Source organism: Providencia rustigianii, from assembly GCF_900637755.1.
GTDB classification, from domain to species: domain Bacteria; phylum Pseudomonadota; class Gammaproteobacteria; order Enterobacterales; family Enterobacteriaceae; genus Providencia; species Providencia rustigianii.
Map to the genome: position 1 here is coordinate 809,701 of NZ_LR134396.1, position 20,020 is coordinate 829,720.

Annotated in this window: 20 protein-coding genes; 13 read left to right on the forward strand and 7 right to left on the reverse strand. The window is 43.3% G+C overall.

The window, feature by feature from the left end; translation table 11 throughout:
• Positions 1–155: 155 nt before the first annotated feature.
• The 11 genes from queA (at position 156) to pgpA (ending at position 10,211) form a co-directional block, all read left to right on the forward strand.
• Positions 156–1,232 (forward strand): tRNA preQ1(34) S-adenosylmethionine ribosyltransferase-isomerase QueA, encoded by a 1,077-nt coding sequence (gene queA, locus EL244_RS03615; RefSeq protein WP_006815787.1) that lies wholly within the window; start codon positions 156–158, stop codon positions 1,230–1,232.
• A gap of 82 nt (positions 1,233–1,314) precedes the next feature.
• Complete coding sequence (gene tgt, locus EL244_RS03620) at positions 1,315–2,442, forward strand: tRNA guanosine(34) transglycosylase Tgt (protein ID WP_126458820.1); 1,128 nt, start codon at positions 1,315–1,317, stop codon at positions 2,440–2,442.
• 216 nt (positions 2,443–2,658) lie between these two features.
• On the forward strand, positions 2,659–2,991 hold the full coding sequence (yajC, locus tag EL244_RS03625) for a preprotein translocase subunit YajC (RefSeq protein WP_006815785.1): 333 nt from the start codon (positions 2,659–2,661) through the stop codon (positions 2,989–2,991).
• Positions 2,992–3,018: 27 nt separating this feature from the next.
• A complete protein-coding gene (gene secD, locus EL244_RS03630) occupies positions 3,019–4,866 on the forward strand; it encodes a protein translocase subunit SecD (protein ID WP_071599562.1) in 1,848 nt (615 codons plus the stop codon).
• A 10-nt stretch (positions 4,867–4,876) separates the two neighbouring features.
• Entirely contained in the window at positions 4,877–5,845 is a 969-nt protein-coding gene (secF, locus tag EL244_RS03635) for a protein translocase subunit SecF (protein WP_006815783.1), read from the forward strand.
• Positions 5,846–5,957: 112 nt separating this feature from the next.
• Positions 5,958–6,407 (forward strand): transcriptional regulator NrdR, encoded by a 450-nt coding sequence (nrdR, locus tag EL244_RS03640; protein ID WP_039855609.1) that lies wholly within the window; start codon positions 5,958–5,960, stop codon positions 6,405–6,407.
• A 5-nt stretch (positions 6,408–6,412) separates the two neighbouring features.
• The gene (gene ribD / locus EL244_RS03645; protein ID WP_006815781.1) at positions 6,413–7,528 is read left to right on the forward strand and encodes a bifunctional diaminohydroxyphosphoribosylaminopyrimidine deaminase/5-amino-6-(5-phosphoribosylamino)uracil reductase RibD; all 1,116 of its coding nucleotides are present in this window, start codon (positions 6,413–6,415) and stop codon (positions 7,526–7,528) included.
• Positions 7,529–7,631: 103 nt separating this feature from the next.
• Positions 7,632–8,105: a 6,7-dimethyl-8-ribityllumazine synthase gene (ribH, locus tag EL244_RS03650; protein ID WP_006815780.1), complete on the forward strand. Its 474-nt coding sequence runs from the start codon at positions 7,632–7,634 to the stop codon at positions 8,103–8,105.
• 69 nt (positions 8,106–8,174) lie between these two features.
• On the forward strand, positions 8,175–8,591 hold the full coding sequence (gene nusB, locus EL244_RS03655) for a transcription antitermination factor NusB (protein ID WP_006815779.1): 417 nt from the start codon (positions 8,175–8,177) through the stop codon (positions 8,589–8,591).
• 127 nt (positions 8,592–8,718) lie between these two features.
• Positions 8,719–9,702 carry a thiamine-phosphate kinase gene (thiL, locus tag EL244_RS03660; RefSeq protein ID WP_126458825.1) on the forward strand — a complete coding sequence of 328 codons (984 nt, stop codon included), beginning with the start codon at positions 8,719–8,721 and terminating at the stop codon, positions 9,700–9,702.
• The gene (gene pgpA, locus EL244_RS03665; protein ID WP_006815777.1) at positions 9,702–10,211 is read left to right on the forward strand and encodes a phosphatidylglycerophosphatase A; all 510 of its coding nucleotides are present in this window, start codon (positions 9,702–9,704) and stop codon (positions 10,209–10,211) included. The genes thiL and pgpA overlap by 1 nt, the downstream gene beginning before the upstream one ends.
• Positions 10,212–10,276: 65 nt before the next feature.
• Here pgpA and dxs read toward each other — a convergent pair whose 3' ends face one another.
• The 3 genes from dxs to xseB all read right to left on the reverse strand — a co-directional run bounded on the left by dxs (position 10,277) and on the right by xseB (position 13,472).
• Complete coding sequence (gene dxs / locus EL244_RS03670) at positions 10,277–12,142, reverse strand: 1-deoxy-D-xylulose-5-phosphate synthase (RefSeq protein ID WP_126458828.1); 1,866 nt, start codon at positions 12,140–12,142, stop codon at positions 10,277–10,279.
• A 157-nt stretch (positions 12,143–12,299) separates the two neighbouring features.
• Positions 12,300–13,217, reverse strand: a complete 918-nt coding sequence (gene ispA, locus EL244_RS03675) for a (2E,6E)-farnesyl diphosphate synthase (protein WP_006815775.1) — start codon at positions 13,215–13,217, stop codon at positions 12,300–12,302.
• 3 nt (positions 13,218–13,220) lie between these two features.
• On the reverse strand, positions 13,221–13,472 hold the full coding sequence (xseB, locus tag EL244_RS03680) for an exodeoxyribonuclease VII small subunit (RefSeq protein ID WP_006815774.1): 252 nt from the start codon (positions 13,470–13,472) through the stop codon (positions 13,221–13,223).
• A gap of 220 nt (positions 13,473–13,692) precedes the next feature.
• On the opposite strand from xseB, the gene thiI reads away from it, so the two are divergent.
• Positions 13,693–15,144 (forward strand): tRNA uracil 4-sulfurtransferase ThiI, encoded by a 1,452-nt coding sequence (thiI, locus tag EL244_RS03685; RefSeq protein ID WP_006815773.1) that lies wholly within the window; start codon positions 13,693–13,695, stop codon positions 15,142–15,144.
• Positions 15,145–15,211: 67 nt separating this feature from the next.
• Here thiI and yajL read toward each other — a convergent pair whose 3' ends face one another.
• Positions 15,212–15,805 carry a protein deglycase YajL gene (gene yajL, locus EL244_RS03690; RefSeq protein WP_126458831.1) on the reverse strand — a complete coding sequence of 198 codons (594 nt, stop codon included), beginning with the start codon at positions 15,803–15,805 and terminating at the stop codon, positions 15,212–15,214.
• Positions 15,768–16,679, reverse strand: a complete 912-nt coding sequence (gene panE, locus EL244_RS03695) for a 2-dehydropantoate 2-reductase (RefSeq protein ID WP_126458835.1) — start codon at positions 16,677–16,679, stop codon at positions 15,768–15,770. Before panE ends, yajL begins: the two co-directional genes overlap by 38 nt.
• Positions 16,680–16,853: 174 nt before the next feature.
• On the opposite strand from panE, the gene EL244_RS03700 reads away from it, so the two are divergent.
• Positions 16,854–17,345: a YajQ family cyclic di-GMP-binding protein gene (locus tag EL244_RS03700; RefSeq protein ID WP_115163995.1), complete on the forward strand. Its 492-nt coding sequence runs from the start codon at positions 16,854–16,856 to the stop codon at positions 17,343–17,345.
• Positions 17,346–17,402: 57 nt separating this feature from the next.
• Here EL244_RS03700 and EL244_RS03705 read toward each other — a convergent pair whose 3' ends face one another.
• Complete coding sequence (locus EL244_RS03705) at positions 17,403–18,764, reverse strand: MFS transporter (protein WP_126458838.1); 1,362 nt, start codon at positions 18,762–18,764, stop codon at positions 17,403–17,405.
• Positions 18,765–19,131: 367 nt separating this feature from the next.
• On the reverse strand, positions 19,132–20,019 hold the full coding sequence (gene cyoE, locus EL244_RS03710) for a heme o synthase (RefSeq protein ID WP_006815767.1): 888 nt from the start codon (positions 20,017–20,019) through the stop codon (positions 19,132–19,134).
• Position 20,020: the final 1 nt, after the last annotated feature.

Genomic DNA, 20,020 nt, shown 5'->3' on the forward strand with positions numbered 1-20,020 from the left:
ATAAACTAAAAAGTTAATAGATACAGCTTGGGCTATTTAATTAAATATTTACCCATTATTGCTGTTTTTTTGAACTAAATGGCGCTTATTTCTTGCGCCAGAGGCAGTGCAGCACTAGACTAGTCGCCTTATTTTTTTAGATTGAAGTCAATACAATGCGTGTATCCGATTTTACTTTTGAATTACCTGAAGAACTTATTGCCCATTATCCTCAAGCAGAGCGTAGCTCATGTCGCTTGCTAAGCCTTGATGGTGCCACGGGGCAGCTCACGCATGGTGTGTTTACCGATATCCTTGAAAAATTGGAGCCGGGTGATTTGCTGGTGTTTAACAACACTCGCGTGATCCCTGCACGACTGTTTGGTCGCAAAGCGAGTGGCGGTAAAATTGAGGTGTTGGTTGAGCGCATGCTGGATGAACACCGAGTTTTAGCCCATGTTCGCGCATCAAAAGCACCCAAAGAGGGTGCAGCTCTGTTGCTTGGTGAAGATGAAAGCGTGAATGCTACAATGGTTGCTCGTCATGGTGCGTTGTTTGAACTGCGTTTTGATGATGCGCGGGATGTGTTAAGCATCCTGAACCAGATTGGACATATGCCGCTGCCTCCGTATATTGACCGCCCAGATGAAGAGTCTGATAAAGAGCTTTATCAAACGGTTTATAGTCAACGCCCGGGAGCAGTGGCTGCACCAACAGCAGGGTTACATTTTGATGAACCACTGTTAGAAGCGTTACGTCAAAAAGGCATTGAGATGGCTTTCGTGACACTGCATGTTGGCGCAGGAACGTTCCAGCCAGTACGTGTGGATTCGATCGAAGACCATATTATGCATTCTGAATACGCTGAAGTTCCTCAAGATGTTGTTGATGCAGTTCTTGCATGTAAAGCACGCGGAAATCGAGTCATTGCAGTAGGAACGACATCTGTTCGCTCATTAGAAAGTGCGGCCAAAGCCAGTCAAGATGCGCTAATTGCTCCATTTTTCGATGATACTCAGATATTTATTTATCCGGGGTACCAATATCAAGTGGTCGATGCATTGATCACTAATTTCCACTTACCTGAATCCACATTAATTATGTTGGTCTCTGCGTTTGCGGGATATAAAAACACCATGCAAGCCTATCAAGAAGCCGTTGAGCAAAAATACCGTTTCTTTAGTTATGGCGATGCCATGTTTATTACGCCGAATGCTAATGCTCGTTTCGAGTCAATTGGCGAGGCAAATTAATTAGTAAGTTACAGCGAAGCTGTTTGCTTATACCGAGTAACCAATAGCACCAGACTGTTTTTCTGATGCTAGGAGATAAAACGTGAAATATGAATTACAGACAACCGATGGCAATGCTCGTCGTGGTCGCTTGATTTTTGAACGTGGTGTGGTGGAAACCCCTGCATTCATGCCAGTAGGAACTTACGGTACGGTGAAGGGGATGACCCCTGAAGAAGTTAAAGAAACTGGCGCTCAAATCCTGCTGGGTAACACTTTCCACCTGTGGCTACGTCCAGGTCAAGAGATCATGAAATTACACGGTGATTTACATGATTTTATGCAATGGCAGGGACCGATTTTAACGGACTCCGGTGGTTTTCAAGTCTTTAGTCTTGGCGCAATGCGTAAAATTAAAGAAGAAGGTGTCCATTTCCGTAATCCAATTAACGGTGAAAAAATATTCTTAAGTCCTGAAAAATCGATGGAAATTCAGTATGACCTCGGTTCAGATATCGTCATGATTTTTGACGAGTGTACGCCATATCCAGCGGATTGGGACTACGCAAAGACATCGATGGAAATGTCTCTTCGTTGGGCTGCGCGTAGCCGCCAGCGCTTTGATGAACTGAATAATAAAAATGCATTATTCGGTATTATTCAAGGCAGTGTTTACGAAGATTTACGTGATATTTCTGTTAAGGGGCTGGTAGAAATCGGCTTTGATGGGTACGCTGTAGGCGGTTTGGCTGTGGGTGAACCTAAAGAAGATATGCATCGTATTTTAGAGCATGTTTGTCCACAAATTCCAGCCGAAAAACCTCGCTATTTAATGGGCGTTGGTAAGCCTGAGGATTTAGTCGAAGGTGTTCGCCGTGGTATCGACATGTTCGACTGTGTTATGCCAACGCGTAATGCTCGTAATGGTCATTTATTTGTGACTAGCGGCGTGGTGAAAATTCGTAATGCTAAGTATAAGTCAGATACATCAACCCTTGATGCGGATTGTGACTGCTATACTTGTCGCCATTACAGCCGTGCATATCTACACCATCTTGACCGTTGTAATGAAATTCTGGGTGCGCGCCTCAATACCATTCATAATTTACGTTACTATCAGCGCTTAATGGCCGGTATTCGAGAAGCCATTGAAGCTGGAAATTTTGAACAGTTTGCCTCTGATTTTTACGAGAAGATTGGGAAACCTCAGCCTTCATTAAATAGAGAGTGAATTTAAGTGCGAAGTTAGCCCTTTCTGTGTAGCATATCGGGCTGTATCCTTTGTTCTTTGCACTGTTTTCAAATTATTGGTATCAATAATTTGAATTATTTAGTGTAAATAATAGTTTTTATTTCTAGTTACAGAGCGGTTTGATGTATTTTATGTAACTTGAAGTAGTTAATATGTATGTTTGAAATTGCTTTCAATAACAATGAGGAAAGTTGAATGAGTTTTTTAATTTCTGAAGCTGCGGCATCTGCAGGCGCACCAGCACAAGGTAGCCCATATTCACTGATTATCATGCTGGTTGTTTTCGCACTGATTTTCTATTTCATGATCCTGCGTCCACAACAAAAACGTGCTAAAGACCACCGTAAGCTGATGGAATCCATTGCAAAGGGTGATGAAGTTTTAACCACTGGCGGTTTAATCGGACGTGTAAATAAAGTTTCTGAAACGGGTTATGTTGTTCTTGAACTGAGTGAGAACACTGAAGTAACTATCAAACGTGATTTCGTTGCTGCTGTTTTACCTAAAGGCACAATGAAAGCAATTTAATTCTGAATTTTCCCGAAGGGAACTGCCGTGCTAAACCGTTATCCTTTATGGAAGTATCTGATGTTGATCACTGCGATCCTCGTCGGTTTGCTGTATGCACTTCCAAACCTATATGGTGAGGATCCGGCTGTTCAGATCACTGGCGTGCGGGGAACCGCCGCCAATGAACAAACGCTGATCCAAGTCCAAAAAGCTTTAGAAACAGATAAAATTCAAAGCAAATCTGTTGCTCTTGAAAATGGGGCAATTTTAGCCCGTTTCAACAACTCTGATGTTCAGTTGCGTGCGCGTGAAGTTATCATGAATGCGCTGGGCGACCAGTATGTTGTTGCATTAAACCTAGCACCTGCTACGCCTAAATGGCTCGAAGCCCTCGGTGGGGAACCAATGAAACTTGGTCTCGACTTGCGTGGTGGGGTTCACTTCCTGATGGAAGTCGATATGGACACTGCATTAGGTAAATTGCAGGAACAAAACATGGATGGTTTGCGTAATGACTTGCGCCAAGCAGGTATTGCGTACTCTTCTATTCGTAAAGGCAGTGATTATAGCGTTGAAGTTCGCTTCCGTAATGCTGATGATCGCAGCTTAGCTGAGAAAACGCTGGAACGTAAATATCCAGACTTAGTGTTTTCCGATGGCAGCGATAATACCATGATTGCTGTTATGACGGATGAGCGCTTACGTGAAGCTCGTAACTATGCCGTCTCCCAGAACATTACTATCATTCGTAACCGTGTTAACCAATTAGGGGTCGCTGAGCCTCTGGTTCAACGTCAAGGTGCGGATCGTATTGTTGTTGAATTACCGGGTATCCAAGATACTGCTCGTGCAAAAGAAATTTTAGGTGCAACTGCAACATTAGAATTCCGTTTAGTGAATACCAGTGTTGATAGTGCTGCGGCTGAAAGTGGACGAATTCCGGGCGATTCCGAGATTAAATATGACCGTGATGGCACGCCATATGTGCTGTACAAACGTGTTGTATTAACGGGTGACCATATCACTGATTCCACATCGGAAACAGATGAAAATGGCTATCCACAAGTCAGTATCGGTCTTGATAGCCCTGGTGGCTCTATCATGTCTGACTTTACTCGTGACAACCAAGATAAGCTGATGGCAACCCTGTTTGTTGAATATAAAGACAGTGGTAAGAAAGATGCAGCGGGTCGTGCGATTTTAGTCAAAGATGAAAAAGTGATTAACGCTGCACGTATTCAAGCGCGTTTTGGTAGCAAATTCCGTATTACAGGTATTGATAACGCGAATGAAGCTCGTCAGCTTTCATTATTGTTACGTGCCGGTGCGTTAATTGCGCCAATCCAAATTGTTGAAGAGCGTACAATCGGCCCAACTCTCGGTATGCAAAATATCGAACAAGGTCTGAAAGCGTGTATTGCTGGTCTATTAGCATCAATCCTATTTATGATTATTTACTATCGTAAGTTTGGTCTGATTGCGAGTAGCGCACTGATGGCAAACTTGGTGATGATTGTTGGTGTTATGTCCCTATTACCGGGAGCAACATTAACCATGCCGGGTATTGCAGGTATCGTCTTAACCCTTGCGGTTGCCGTCGATGCCAACGTTCTGATAAACGAGCGTATCAAAGAAGAGTTACGCAATGGACGTTCGGTGCAGCAAGCGATCCACGAAGGGTATAAAGGCGCCTTCTCAAGTATTACCGATGCAAACTTAACCACCTTAATCACCGCAATTATTCTCTATGCAGTGGGTACTGGGTCGATTAAAGGCTTTGCAATTACGACAGCGATTGGTGTCGCAACCTCTATGTTTACAGCTATTGTTGGTACGCGTGCAATCGTGAACCTACTTTACGGCGGTAAACGTATTAACAAGCTGTCAATTTAAGGAGCACGTTGTGGCACAGGATTATACTGTTGAACAATTGAACTATGGTCGTAAAGTCTATGACTTTATGCGCTGGGACAACGTTGCCTTTGGTATTTCTATCGTATTACTGATCGCTTCTTGCGTGATTATCGGGCTCAAAGGTTTTAACTGGGGCTTAGATTTCACGGGCGGTACAGTTATCGAAATCAACTTAAGTCAGCCTGCTGATTTGGATAAAATTCGTGATAGCTTGTCTAACTCGAATCATAAAGATCCCTTAATCCAGAACTTTGGTAGTAGCCGTGACATTATGATCCGCTTACCGCCAGTTGAAGGTGTTGCGGGTCAAGAAGTTGGTAAAGAGATTATCACCATCATCAACCAAAATGTTGATGATCAAGCAACCGTTAAACGTATTGAATTCGTGGGACCAAGTGTAGGTGCAGAACTGGCGCAAACGGGAGCATTAGCTCTGTTAACGGCATTGATCTGTATCTTAATCTACGTTGGTTTCCGTTTTGAATGGCGTTTAGCAGCGGGTGCGGTATTAGCACTTGCGCATGACGTTGTCATCACATTAGGTATTTTGTCTCTATTTCATATTGAAATCGACATGACAATTGTGGCGTCATTGATGTCAGTTATCGGTTATTCCCTTAACGATAGTATCGTAGTTTCTGACCGTATCCGCGAAAACTTCCGTAAGATCCGTCGTGGTACACCTTATGAAATTATGAATGTCTCTTTGACCCAAACATTAAGCCGTACCATCATGACTTCAGCAACGACCCTTTTAGTGGTTTTGATGCTGTATCTGTTTGGTGGCGCAATGTTAGAAGGCTTCTCACTGGTTATGTTAATCGGTGTGACTATTGGTACTATCTCATCTATCTATGTTGCTTCTGCACTGGCACTGAAGATGGGAATGAAGCGTGAGCATTTACTTCAGACGAAAGTCGAGAAAGAAGGTGCTGACCAAGAGTCTTTATTGCCTTAATTTTTGATGGGTATAAAGCATTGAAAACACCTTGTGAGTTCCACCTTGCAAGGTGTTTTTCATTTCAGTCTGAGTTACACTACCTACCTATAGAAAATAATCAGGAATCGCTATGCATTGCCCATTTTGCTCAGCTGTAGATACGAAAGTCATCGACTCGCGTCTGGTTGGTGAAGGCTCACAAGTGCGCAGACGCCGCCAGTGTTTAGTTTGCCATGAACGTTTTACCACTTTTGAAGTGGCGGAATTGGTTATGCCTAGGGTTATCAAAAGTGACGAGGTCCGCGAACCTTTCGATGAAGAAAAACTGAATCGAGGTATGCTGAAAGCCTTAGAAAAACGGCCAGTGAGTTCTGATGCTATTGAACAAGCGATTATTTCTATCAAGTCCCACCTAAGAGCAACGGGTGAGCGTGAAGTCCCATCAAAACTGATTGGGAACTTGGTAATGGATGAATTAAAAAAGCTCGATAAAGTGGCGTATATTCGCTTTGCCTCTGTTTATCGTAGTTTTGAAGATATACGAGAGTTTGGTGAAGAAATCGCTAAACTACAGGATTGATATCAATGCTTGAACAAGACCGCATATATATGGCTCGTGCTTTTGAATTAGCACGAAAAGGGCGTTTTACTACCTCACCCAATCCGAATGTAGGCTGTGTCATTGTCCGTGATGGTGAAGTTGTCGGTGAAGGCTATCACCAGAAGGCGGGAGAACCCCATGCTGAAGTTCACGCATTGCGTATGGCGGGAGACAAAGCTAGAGGCGCAACGGCCTATGTGACCCTTGAGCCTTGCAGTCATCATGGACGCACGCCACCTTGTGCAGAGGCCTTAATTAAGGCTGGGGTAAGCCGTGTGGTTGCCTCAATGCAAGATCCCAATCCCCAAGTCGCAGGTCGCGGGCTATATATGCTCTCCCAGGCTGGGATTGAGACATCCAGTAATATTCTATTGGAACAAGCTGAAGCTCTAAATCGTGGCTTCTTAAAACGTATGCGTACCGCTTTCCCCTATATTCAATTAAAGCTAGCCGCGTCATTAGATGGCAAAACAGCATTAGAATCAGGGGAAAGTAAGTGGATCACTAGCCCAGCGGCACGTAAAGACGTGCAGGTTCTCAGAGCCCAAGCAAGTGCAATCCTCAGTACCAGTAATACGGTGATTGCCGATGATCCGGCTTTAACGGTTCGTTGGAGTGAATTACCGAGTGATATCCAGCAAGAATATCCAGAAGATCAACTGCGTCAGCCGATCCGTATTGTGTTAGACCGCCATAATAAAGTGACTCCTGAGCACCAAGTGACTCAGTTAGCGGGGGAGTGTTGGTTAATACGCCCAACGCCAGATAATGAAGTCACATGGCAAGGTCAAGTGGAGCAAGTTCCGATCCTTGCGGACGAAAATGGCATTGATTTAGTGATTTTGATGATGCAGTTGGCTAAACGTAATATCAATAGCATTTGGGTTGAAGCAGGACCAACACTTGCAGGCTCACTACTAAAGTTAGGTTTAGTTGATGAACTTATTGTGTATATTGCCCCTAAATTGCTAGGGGATACTGCGCGTGGATTAGTCAATTTCCCTGCATTGAAATCTCTTTCAGATGCGCCAAACTTTGAATTTACTGACGTGGAAAAAGTGGGAAATGACTTGCGGGTAAGACTGCGTCCCGTATGGTAAATGTGTTTTTTTTAGCAGTTTGCTAAAAATCACTCATACGATTAATGAAAGAATGTGATAAAATCCGCGCCCCGCGGGTTATAATTAATATTTGAGGAAGACTATGAACGTAATTAAAGGTGTTGTTGCCGCGCCAAAAGCGCGTGTTGCTATCGCTATCGCTCGTTTTAACAACTTTATTAATGATAGTCTGCTGGACGGTGCAATTGATGCATTAGATCGTATTGGTCAAGTTGCTGAAGAAAACATCACCGTTGTTTGGGTTCCAGGTGCTTATGAATTACCGCTTGTGGTTAAAGCTCTGGTAGAAACTAAAAAATATGATGCAGTTATCGCATTAGGCACCGTTATTCGTGGCGGTACTGCGCACTTTGAATATGTTGCTGGTGAGTGTAGCTCTGGTCTGTCTCATGTAGCAATGAACAGTGATGTTCCTGTGACTTTCGGTGTATTAACCACTGAAAATATCGAGCAAGCTATTGAGCGTGCTGGTACTAAAGCAGGTAACAAAGGTGCAGAAGCTGCACTGACTGCTCTCGAAATGATTAATGTGATTAAAGCTGTAAAAGGCAAATAATACAGTCGTTATTTCGGGCGGCAGACGCTCGAAATAGGCTGTGTAGTTTTTTTATTTAAGGGGAATCTTGTGAAACCTGCTGCTCGTCGCCGCGCTCGTGAGTGTGCTGTACAGGCCATCTATTCATGGCAATTATCCGGCAATCCTATTGCTGAAGTGGAATATGAGTTTTTAGCCGAACAGGACATGTCTGACGTCGACGTTAACTATTTCCGTGAACTGATCTCGGGTATTGCGAGTAACGCAACCAAGCTGGATCAACTTATGTCACCGTATCTTTCTCGTCAGTTGGAAGAATTAGGTCAAGTTGAAAAAGCGATTTTACGTGTATCAATGTATGAACTAAGCTATAGACAAGATGTTCCGTTTAAAGTTGCAATCAATGAAGGTATTGAATTAGCAAAAGTATTTGGAGCTGAAGATAGCCATAAGTTTGTCAACGGTGTGTTAGATAAAGCAGCACCTGTAGTTCGTCGTAAAAAATAATATAATCAGGTTCCCTCCTGTAATACTTTAGATGTGATGGGTAGGCTGGGGTCCAGTCTACTCTAGTACTTATGCCTGTATTTTCAGTTTATTGAGAATCCGGCATAGCGAAAACGGAAAATCTACCATGTCTTATGGCGAATTTGACCTCATCGCGCGTTTTTTTAATCGTCAAACAGTAAACCGACGTGATGTAAATATCGGTATTGGTGATGACTGTGCGTTGATGACCATCCCTGAAAAGCAGCAACTTGCTGTGAGTACGGACACTTTAGTTTCTGGTATTCATTTCCTACCCGACATTTCTCCTGCCGATCTCGCCTATAAATCCTTAGCCTCTAATTTAAGCGATCTTGCTGCAATGGGCGCTGATCCTGCATGGGTATCTTTGGCAATTACATTGCCAACAGTTGATATGGACTGGTTACAGGCTTTCAGTGACACTTTATTTGAGCAGCTTAATTACTATGGAATGCAGTTAATTGGCGGCGATACCACTCGTGGGCCAATGAGCTTAACCTATACCGTTCATGGTTTGATTCCAATAGGAAAAGCGCTATCGCGCTCGGGTGCGAAAAATGGTGACTGGATTTATGTGACTGGAACTCTCGGCGACAGTGCTGCTGGGTTTGCTATACTTCAAGATAAACTACATCCGGAAAGTACGGAACATACACAGTGGTTAATTGGGCGTCATTTACATCCGCAGCCACGGATATTACAGGGGCAAGCGCTACGTAATTTAGCCTCATCGGCCATTGATATTTCTGATGGCTTAGTTTCTGACCTTAACCATATCTTAAAAGCCAGTGGTTGTGGGGCGAGGATCAATCTGGATGCGCTGCCTCAATCAGAAGCATTAAAGCAAAATTGTTCCGTTGAACAGGCTAGAATCTGGTCATTAAGTGGTGGTGAAGATTATGAATTATGCTTTACTGTTCCTGAAATGAATCGCGGCGCTTTAGAAATGGCATTAGCCCATACCGGCGCGGGTTTTACCTGTATTGGTCAAATTAAACCGCAATCGGAAGGGATCCGCTACTTTTGTCATAACCAAGCTGTAGATGTGGATCTAAAAGGTTTTGACCACTTTGTACAAGAAGGTGCCTAATGGCAAGTGCTCAAGAAAAAGCAGAAGCAAAAAAACGATTGAATATGCGTAATCCGTGGCACTTATTGGCGACGGGTTTTGGCAGTGGTTTATCGCCAATTATTCCTGGTACGATGGGTTCTTTAGCCGCGATCCCTTTCTGGCTACTCATGGATAAATTACCCGTTTGGAGTTGCTGGGTGATTATTGTGGTGGGTTTCTGGTTTGGATGCTGGATCTGCGAGCGCACCTCCCATGATATGCGGATCCACGATCATGGCAGTATCGTTTGGGATGAGTTTATCGGAATGTGGATCACGTTGATGGCGATCCCTGTTGTCAGTGTACAGTGGGTACTTGCAGGGTTTGTGATCTTCCGTATCTACGATATGTGGAAGCCGTGGCCGATCCGTATTTTTGATCGTCGAGTTGGTGGCGGTTTTGGCATCATGATCGATGACATTATTGCGGCGATTTTTGCTTATGTCACTATTTGGTTACTGGTTCACTATCAGGTCATGCCATTCTAATTTAATAGATTGATGTGTAAAAAAAGACCGCCTAGGCGGTCTTTTTTCATATATAAAACAGTGAATTATTTTTGCTGGTAGTCAGTAATTGATTTCACAATGCCAGCCGCATCCAAGCCAAGGTCAGCCAATAATTCTTCTTGAGTTCCCTGTGGAATAAAGAAGTCTGGTAAACCAAGGTTGAGAATGGGGAGGACTTTTTTCTCACGCATTAAGAACTCATTCACGCCACTACCCGCGCCGCCCATAATGGCATTCTCTTCAAGGGTCACCAGCATATCGTGGCTGTTTGCCATGTCGAGAATTAAGGCTTCATCTAATGGTTTTACAAAGCGCATATCGACGACGGTTGCATTGAGCTGTTCAGCGGCTTCTAAGGCATTGCTTAGTAGTGTACCAAAACTTAAAATTGCAACTTTCTCACCTTGACGGCGTACAATTCCTTTACCAATTTCTAATGGTGAAAGTGGCATAAGTTCAGCGCCTACACCCGCGCCACGCGGATAACGTACTGCGGTAGGGCCTTCCTGATAGTGATATCCGGTATGCAGCATTTGGCGACATTCATTTTCATCACTCGGTACCATGATCACCATGGTTGGGATACAGCGTAAGAATGAAATATCAAATGAGCCTTGGTGAGTTTGACCGTCAGCACCGACAATACCGGCACGGTCAATAGCAAACATAACCGGTAACTTTTGGATTGCTACATCGTGGATAACTTGGTCGTAGCCACGCTGTAAGAATGTGGAGTAAATTGCGACAACTGGGTTATAGCCACCAATCGCTAAGCCAGCAGCAAATGTCACGGCATGTTGCTCTGCGATGGCCACGTCAAAATATTGGTTTGGATACTCTTTAGAGAAGCGAACCATACCTGAACCTTCGCGCATTGCCGGTGTGACAGCCATTAACTTGTCATCATTTTTAGCTTCTTCACATAGCCAGTCACCGAAAATTTTAGAGAATGTCGGTCTAGTATCTTTGCTTTTTGGTAATGTGAATGTGGCTGGATCAAATTTAGGTACAGCGTGCCAGCTGATTGGGTCTTTTTCTGCTGGCTCATACCCGCGACCTTTTTTGGTCATAATATGCAGGAATTGAGGACCTTTTAGGTCACGCATATTTTTCAGGGTTTGGATCAGTGCGACCACATCATGCCCATCAACAGGTCCGATATAGTTAAAACCTAGCTCTTCAAACATGGTGCCGGGAACGACCATGCCTTTGATATGTTCTTCAGTTTTTTTCAGTAATTCTTTGATCGGTGGGATATTCGAGAAGACTTTTTTGCCACCTTCACGCAGAGTTGTATACAGTTTGCCTGAGAGTAAATGTGCCAGATGGTTATTTAACGCACCGACATTTTCGGAAATCGACATTTCATTATCGTTGAGGATCACCAACATATCCGGTGCGGCATCCCCTGCATGATTCATGGCTTCGAAAGCCATTCCAGCTGTGATTGCACCATCGCCAATCACACAAACGGTTTTACGATTTTTATCTTCTTTTTCAGCCGCAATTGCCATGCCTAAACCCGCACTAATGGAGGTTGAGGAGTGACCAACGCTTAAAATGTCATATTCACTTTCTGCACGCCATGGGAATGGATGCAACCCATTCTTTTGGCGGATGGTATCAATTCTGTCACGGCGTCCTGTCAGAATTTTATGTGGGTAAGCTTGGTGACCAACATCCCATACTAAGTTATCAAATGGAGTTTTGTAGACATAGTGTAGGGCGACGGTAAGCTCTACTGTGCCCAGCCCTGATGCAAAGTGGCCGCTAGAGCGACTAACGCTATTCAGTAAAAATTGTCTGAGTTCATCACAAAGCTTTGGCAAGCTTTCCTTTGGCAGTAGGCGCAATTCATCAGGCGTCTCTGCAAGTGCCAGCGTTGGATATTTAGCGGTATCTATACTCATTAGGTGCTCACTACTTAAATTAATTAGGGTATTCCCTGTCTACTTCCCGTTATTGCTGAGTCGGTATTATTTTTCATTCATCGCAATACGTCAAAGTGGCTCGGGTAATGATGTTATAATTATCGGTCTTATGCATACCAAAAGGCAAAGCATATTGTTAGCTTTTGCGTTCAATAATGAAATTGGCTAATGCTCTGAGTAATTCAGTATTGTAACCTTGAGATTGTAATAATTCTAACGCGGTGATCGCATCTTGATATAGCTCTTTAGCCTTCTCTTGAGCGGCTTCAAGACCGAGTAATGACGGATAAGTGCTCTTTTCATGCTGTTCATCCGCACCTTGGCGCTTGCCCGTAATTTCACTGTCGCCGATGACGTCTAGAATATCGTCTTGGACTTGGAAGGCAAGCCCAATAGCATTGGCATATTGATCTAAAATAGCGATGGATTGACGTCCTTTTTCTCCTGCTGCGTAAGCGCCTAAGCGGATCGCGGCACGGATAAGTGCGCCTGTTTTATGTTGATGAATACGCTCAAGAGCGGCAAGATCTACACGTTTTCCTTCGGCGTCGAGATCTAATGCTTGCCCACCGCACATGCCGGCTAAACCACTGGCATAGGCGAGTTCAGAAATCATTGCAATACGATCTTTATCTGAAACCTCTGGCATGGCAGCGCTGGACAGCAGTTGGAATGCAAATGTCTGCAATGCATCCCCCGCTAAAACAGCGTTACCTTCACCAAATTTAATATGGCAAGTGGGTTGCCCTCGACGTAAATCATCGTCATCCATGGCGGGTAAATCGTCATGAATTAATGAATAAGCATGGATACATTCGACGGCTGCCGCAGGTGCATCTAGGTTATCTTGGCTAACGCCAAGCATTTCGCCAACCGCGTAGGTTAAGAACGGACGCAGGCGTTTTCCACCCAGAAGCGTGCCATATTTCATCGCCTGAGCAAGGGGAAGATCGGCAAAAGGTAACGTCTCTAATGAGTTTAATAAATACTGATTAACTCTATCATGGGCTTGGCGTTGCTGATGCGCGAAGGCATCTTGGTGTTGTTCGGACATAATTTATTCTGTATCAGGTGAAAAATCGTCAAGGGCTTTGTTTTCATCATCGCTCAGCAAAATTTGCACACGTTGCTCTGCTTGCTGGAGGACTTTTTGACCTTGCTTAGCAATTTGGACGCCGCGTTCAAATTCATTTAATGCGTCTTCCAAAGGGAGCTCTCCAGACTCAAGGCGAGCGACGATCTGCTCAAGCTCTGTGAGGGAGTTTTCAAAACTAACAGTTGGAACTTGCTGGGATTTTTCTTTAGCCATAATCGTTAATCACTAATGTTAAATCACTTAAAAGGGGGAGTTTTAATTATGGAGCAGACTAACTTAGTCTCGCCGTGGTTACAATTTATTATTGGTGTTTTTAGATTCAGTACGCAAGATAGTGCTATAATACGCCTCTTTATTGACAATTGGTAAAGTGTACGTGTGTCACTTTTAAACAACGTCCGTTTTCCCCTCTAACCAAGAACATGCAGCTATTATGAAGTTTATTATTAAGTTATTCCCTGAAATCACGATCAAAAGCCAAACAGTTAGAATCCGTTTTATTAAAATTTTGACTAGCAGTATCCGCAATGTCTTAAAAAGTCTTGGCGAAGAAGTCTCGGTTGTCCGTAATTGGGATAACATTGAAGTGCGTGTTAAAGGGGATTCGAAGCACGACGAAATCTGTGACATGCTTAGCCGTATTCCAGGTATTCACCATATTCTAGAAGTGGAAGAAAAACCTTTTACTAGTCTACACCATATTTTTGAAATGACATTGGAATCTTATGGTGCGTCATTAGAAAACAAAACATTCTGTGTACGGGTGAAACGTCGTGGTAAACATGAATTTTCATCTATTGACGCCGAGCGCTATATTGGCGGCGGTTTAAACCAACATATTGCTTCAGCAAAGGTCAAGCTAAAAGACCCTGATACCACTGTTCATTTAGAGATTGAAGATGAAAATCTGATCCTCGTTAAACGACGTATCGAAGGGATCGGCGGTTTCCCAATTGGGACTCAAGAAGATGTTTTATCGCTGATTTCTGGTGGATTTGATTCCGGTGTTTCTAGCTATATGTTAATGCGTCGTGGTTGCCGTGTGCATTACTGCTTTTTTAATTTAGGCGGAGCGGCGCATGAAATTGGCGTTAAACAAATCGCTTACTATTTATGGAATCGTTTTGGTAGCTCCCATAAAGTACGCTTTATTGCGGTTAACTTTGAACCTGTCGTCGCAGAGATCTTAGAAAAAATCGATGACGGACAGATGGGTGTTGTCTTAAAACGTATGATGGTACGTGCAGCCTCGAGAGTGGCCGAGCGTTATGGTGTACAGGCGATAGTCACAGGTGAAGCCCTTGGTCAGGTCTCTAGTCAAACTCTGACTAACCTACGGTTAATTGATAATGCATCCGATACCTTAATATTACGTCCGCTAATTTCCCATGATAAAGAGCACATCATTAAGCTGGCGCGCCAAATTGGTACTGAAGATTTCGCAAAAACAATGCCGGAATATTGCGGTGTTATTTCGAAGAGCCCAACCGTGAAAGCCGTGAAAGCGCGCATTGAAGCGGAAGAAGCTAATTTTGACTTCAATATCTTAGATTCTGTGATTGAGCAGGCGAAAAATATCGATATCCGCCAGATTGCGGAAGAGAGCCGCGAGCAAGTTGCTGAAGTTGAGATGGTTAGTGAGCTATCTGCGGAAAACGAAGTGATTTTAGATATTCGTTCTATTGATGAGTTTGAAGATAAACCATTGAAAGTAGATGGCATTGAAATTAAACATATTCCATTCTACAAATTAGGTACTCAGTTTGGTGATTTACCGAAAGAGAAAACCTATTTGTTATATTGTGACCGTGGTGTGATGAGTCGCTTACAAGCACTGTATTTGAAAGAACAAGGTTTTGATAATATTAAAGTTTATCGCCCATAATGTTTAGTGAAAAATAATTTTTGATAAAAAAGCGAGTTGTAATAGCTCGCTTTTTTCTTTCAATTTTTTAGTCTTCTAAGTAATCATTAATGCCCGGTGGCAGCACTAATTGTGCTGCGACGTTCGCGGCAACGGCTCGCCCTTCTAATAATTCAATCAGTTTTAATGCGAAATCAAAGGCGGTTGCAGGGCCTTGGCTGGTCAGCAAGTTAACCCGCTCATCAAAATAAACGCGTCTATCCACCCACTTATGGCTCGGGATTTTATCTTGCATCGTTGGGAAACCGGTCATATTCCCTAATGGGAATAGCTGATGGTATTCCAAAACCAGTGCTGGGGCAGCACAAATTGCCGCAACAATTTTTCCATCCAAGTGCATGCGCCTCACTTTTTCTACGACAAGAGGGCTATCGCGAAAAGTTTCAGCTCCAGCTAATCCTCCCGGTAACACAATTGCATCGAACGGTTCATCCGCAACATGGATTAGCGGTGTGTCTGCGATGAGCTTAATTCCCCGAGATGCGGTGATATTTAAGGAGCCATCTTCTGTAACGCTTGCAAGTGTTACGTTGATACCAGCACGAACCAGCAAATCGGCGGTAGTGACGGTTTCTATCTCTTCGCTACCATTGGCGATGCAGATCAGAACGGAAGCTGTCATGTTGTTGCTCTCTATTTTTAACTAAATGATATAGACGGTCATTTTCGGGGGTATGCAGACCATGGCCTCGGGCTTGTTTGATTAAATACCCGGTAATGTAATCAATTTCAGTGCGCCGGTTATTTCGATCATCTTGTAGCATGGAAGAATAATTGTCGGCGGTATTGTGAATAATACTGTAGATGTATTCGGTCAGTTCAGCCTTATCAATATGCAGCCCTTCGGCGGTCATTACTTGGCAGCATTCATCAATCAGCTTAGTAATTTGTTTTGGATAATTGATGAGTTGACCATTAGGGCACTGATATTCAATGGTCAGGGGATTAATGACACAATTTACTGCCAGTTTTTTCCAGCTAGTGCTTAAAATTTTATTATGCCATGCGACATCGGGTAAGGCTTCGTGGAGGATATCGGCAATCGGGGAATAAGCTTCTGCTCGGGAGTTGGCTGCTCCGATATGAGTGACGCCATTGGCAACGTGGAAAACTTGATTGTTATTTTGCCAAGCTGCATGGGTTGTGATGCCACATAAAAAAGGATGACGTAGCACTCCGAGTTCTTCAAGTGTGCCTAATCCGTTGTGCAATAATAAAATAGGGCAATTTTCAGGGATCGTTGCAAGTAGCGGGAGCAGGGCATCCGAGACTTGCCATGCTTTCAAGCAAACAATCACGAGTTCACTGGCGTGAAGGTGGTGAATATTATTACAGGAAATTAACTCTCGAAATGTACTTCCATCAGGTTCATTGACGTCCACAAATAGGTCTGGCTGAGCAACTCGTAGCCAACCTTGGGTATCATGCCCCTGTGAGGTGAGCGCAGCAAGCCATAACTTACCAATTGCACCACAACCAATTAGGGTTATTTTCATATTTTTTCCCGGCTATCTGAGAGACGTAGATTTTCATTCTTCCTTATTATCATAGCGGTTTTATGATGAGATTCGAAATAATTCGCGGCGTTATATCGTGTCAGGCTCTGACAATTTGGAGTGTCAGGAGCAAATAGGCTATTATAAGCCGATTGATTATAGGAGAGCTTTAACATGCCATCATTTGATATTGTATCTGAAGTAGAAATGAGTGAAGTCCGCAACGCAGTCGAAAATGCTCAGCGCGAATTGACCACCCGTTGGGATTTTAAAAATGTTGCAGCCAGTTTTGAACTGAACGATAAAAATGAATCTATCAAAATTACCAGTGAGTCAGATTTCCAAGTTCTACAATTAGTAGATATTTTACGGGAAAAAATGGCGAAGCGGGGCATCGAAGGGGCGGTTTTGAATGTGCCTGAAGAGATTGTTCACAGTGGTAAGACATACAGTGTTGAAGTGACCTTAAAGCAAGGTATTGATGCTGCGATTGCAAAGAAAATTGTTAAATTAATCAAAGACAGTAAGCTGAAAGTTCAGGCTCAAATTCAAGGTGAGCAAGTTCGTGTTACAGGCAAAGCTCGTGATGATTTGCAGTCGGTCATGGCGTTAGTGCGTGGTGGTAATTTAGGTCAGCCATTCCAGTTCAATAACTTCCGCGATTAATCAATTACCCTCGCGGTTATTGGAATTTAGCCCGCGTCGCGGCGGGCTAATGTTTTTCTAGCGCTGAACGATGGCTTCAAGCTGCTCTCGCGTAATGATTTTTTTATCCATCTTAATATAGATACTCATTTCATCAGCAATAATCACTACATCTAACACACCATCTAATCCAGCAAGTTCTTGCTGAAGTTTATCGACATTTTTAAATCGATGAGGCAAAACAATACGGATGCTACTGACGTAAGGCGGTTGCTTCATGGTTAAGCTAATCAGGAGCCACACTGCACACAGAATGAGTCCCCCAATAAATACCGTATTGGCGCCTTCAAATTTATACAACCATCCTCCTAAAATACCGCCAATCGCGACGCCGAGAAACTGGCTGGTGGAGTAAATCCCCATCGCAGTTCCTTTATAACTCGCGGGGGCTTCTTTACTGATGAGTGAAGGCAAAATGGCTTCCATGACATTAAAAGCAATAAAGAAGATTTGAATTCCTAAGAATATGATCCACAGGTTATTACCTGAACGCCAAAGTACGATTTCAGCGATAGCGAGTAATAAAATACAGAACAGAAATACCTGCTTCATTTTACGCTGCTTTTCAGCATAAATAATGAAGGGAAGTACACAAACAAAAGCCACCAGCATGGTGACTAAGTACGCTTTCCAGTGATCTTGGGCTAGATAACCCGCATTGATCATAATCAGGGGCAGAGCAACAAAGCTCGACATGAGTAAGGTATGTAAGCTTAAAATCCCAATATTGAGTTTGAGTAATTGAGGGTTGAGCAGTACCGCCCTTAAGTTACTTTTTACAAAAGCCGATTCACGGTTCATAACGTGGTGAGTATTATTGGGTACGACAAATAGGGTAACCAAAATAGCCCCAACAGCGAGTAGGGTAATCCCCCAAAATAGACCACTTAGGCCAACGGCATGGGTAATAATGGGGCCTAATACTAGTGCAATCGCGAAAGTGATACCGAAACTTATGCCTAAAAAAGCCATGGCTTTAGTCCGATTTTGTTCACGGGTTTGATCGGACAATAACGCCATTACGGCTGAAGAAATTGCTCCAGCACCTTGGATGGCACGTCCAATAATAATTCCCCAAATTGAATCACTTAGAGCCGCGACGACGCTACCAATAATAAAGATGAGCAATCCAAAGATAATGAGTGGCTTGCGTCCAATTTTGTCAGACATCAAGCCAAAAGGAATTTGGAAAAGTGCTTGGCTTAAGCCATAAATACCAATAGCGACACCGACGAGAAATTCGCTAGCACCTTGCAAGTGCATTCCATAGCTGGTGAGTATAGGTAGAACCATAAACATGCCGAGCATGCGTAGGGAGAATACCGACCCCAATCCCCAAGTGGCACGGAGTTCTAGGTGGGTCATTTTATTATCATTCATAAAAATACTCGTTATATTTTGAGCTGTAGCGGTGTTGGCTACGCTCACTAACCCTAGTCACGTAGTTATCTACGTTCCTAGGGATTAGCTTCACTTGCCGCCTTGCTACAACCCAAACTATTTAGAGTATTAAATCTTAATGAGCTTAAATTATTCTTTTTATTTCGGGCTGTAGCTGTATGGGTGTTAATTCAAATTTAAATCAATAAGTTAAATTATTTTGCTATATGACAATATTGATTTATTGATAGCAGGCGGCTATTTAACCATAAAAATCATCACAAAAATATTCGGGAATAAAATAAAAACGGCGGGAAGTTTTCACTCCCCGCCGTTTGAAGGCATTCATCGTCAATAATGCGATAAATTATCTGACTAATGCTATAACAGTATCACTTGAAACCGTTGGATCAACTGACATCATCACACTGAGCGACGTGATCGCTACAATGGAGAAGATAAACAGTTTACGAGCCCATACGCGGTCATCATTTTCAGTTTTGAAACCGGAAATTGCCATGCCGAGCCACCATAAGCTGACGGCTGCGCCAACAATCAGATATTTATAACCCGTGTATCCGCTGATAGCGAGCATTAAAGTCGCAACCATAAATGCAAGGATATACAAGAAGATATGTGTCTTAGCGACAGAGATACCTTTGATTACCGGTAAAACAGGAATGTTTGCGGCTTTGTAATCCTTGAAACGGAAAATAGCGATGGCATAAGAGTGTGGCATCTGCCACAAACTGAAAATCAACAGCAGGATCAATGCTCCAGCGTCAAATTCGTTTGTGACAGCGCAGTAGCCGATAACCGGTGGTGCTGCGCCTGATAGACTGCCAATCAATGTGCCATAAACTGATTTACGCTTCATATATAGGCTATATAAGCCTACATAAACAATGAAGCCAATGAGTGCAAGGAGCATTGCCAGTGCATTGGCCGCTACGAGTAGCAGCACCATACCAGCAATACCCAATACAGTTGCGTAAATCAGGCTAACTTTCGGGTCAATCAGCCCTTTGACTAAAGGGCGATTCTTGGTTCTTTCCATGATACGGTCAATATCACGGTCGATGTAGTTGTTAAAAACACAACCAGAGGCAACGACCAATGATACACCCAGCAAAGTCGCAATAAACAGCGGGTAATCAATCGACCCTTTAGAGGCCAGCAGAAAACCGCCGATCACAGAAATCAGATTTCCGAAAATAATTCCTGGTTTGGTCACTTGCAGGTATTGCTTAAACATA

Excerpts from the sequence above, each read along its gene's own strand:
- nrdR (WP_039855609.1), top strand. The coding sequence starts at position 5,958 with ATGCATTGCCCATTTTGCTCAGCTGTAGATACGAAAGTCATCGACTCG.
- ispA (WP_006815775.1), bottom strand. The coding sequence starts at position 13,217 with ATGTCCGAACAACACCAAGATGCCTTCGCGCATCAGCAACGCCAAGCC.
- xseB (WP_006815774.1), bottom strand. The coding sequence starts at position 13,472 with ATGGCTAAAGAAAAATCCCAGCAAGTTCCAACTGTTAGTTTTGAAAAC.
- thiI (WP_006815773.1), top strand. The coding sequence starts at position 13,693 with ATGAAGTTTATTATTAAGTTATTCCCTGAAATCACGATCAAAAGCCAA.
- pgpA (WP_006815777.1), top strand. The coding sequence starts at position 9,702 with ATGGCAAGTGCTCAAGAAAAAGCAGAAGCAAAAAAACGATTGAATATG.
- yajC (WP_006815785.1), top strand. The coding sequence starts at position 2,659 with ATGAGTTTTTTAATTTCTGAAGCTGCGGCATCTGCAGGCGCACCAGCA.
- panE (WP_126458835.1), bottom strand. The coding sequence starts at position 16,679 with ATGAAAATAACCCTAATTGGTTGTGGTGCAATTGGTAAGTTATGGCTT.
- dxs (WP_126458828.1), bottom strand. The coding sequence starts at position 12,142 with ATGAGTATAGATACCGCTAAATATCCAACGCTGGCACTTGCAGAGACG.
- thiL (WP_126458825.1), top strand. The coding sequence starts at position 8,719 with ATGTCTTATGGCGAATTTGACCTCATCGCGCGTTTTTTTAATCGTCAA.
- EL244_RS03700 (WP_115163995.1), top strand. The coding sequence starts at position 16,854 with ATGCCATCATTTGATATTGTATCTGAAGTAGAAATGAGTGAAGTCCGC.
- EL244_RS03705 (WP_126458838.1), bottom strand. The coding sequence starts at position 18,764 with ATGAATGATAATAAAATGACCCACCTAGAACTCCGTGCCACTTGGGGA.
- cyoE (WP_006815767.1), bottom strand. The coding sequence starts at position 20,019 with ATGTTTAAGCAATACCTGCAAGTGACCAAACCAGGAATTATTTTCGGA.
- ribH (WP_006815780.1), top strand. The coding sequence starts at position 7,632 with ATGAACGTAATTAAAGGTGTTGTTGCCGCGCCAAAAGCGCGTGTTGCT.
- yajL (WP_126458831.1), bottom strand. The coding sequence starts at position 15,805 with ATGACAGCTTCCGTTCTGATCTGCATCGCCAATGGTAGCGAAGAGATA.
- ribD (WP_006815781.1), top strand. The coding sequence starts at position 6,413 with ATGCTTGAACAAGACCGCATATATATGGCTCGTGCTTTTGAATTAGCA.
- queA (WP_006815787.1), top strand. The coding sequence starts at position 156 with ATGCGTGTATCCGATTTTACTTTTGAATTACCTGAAGAACTTATTGCC.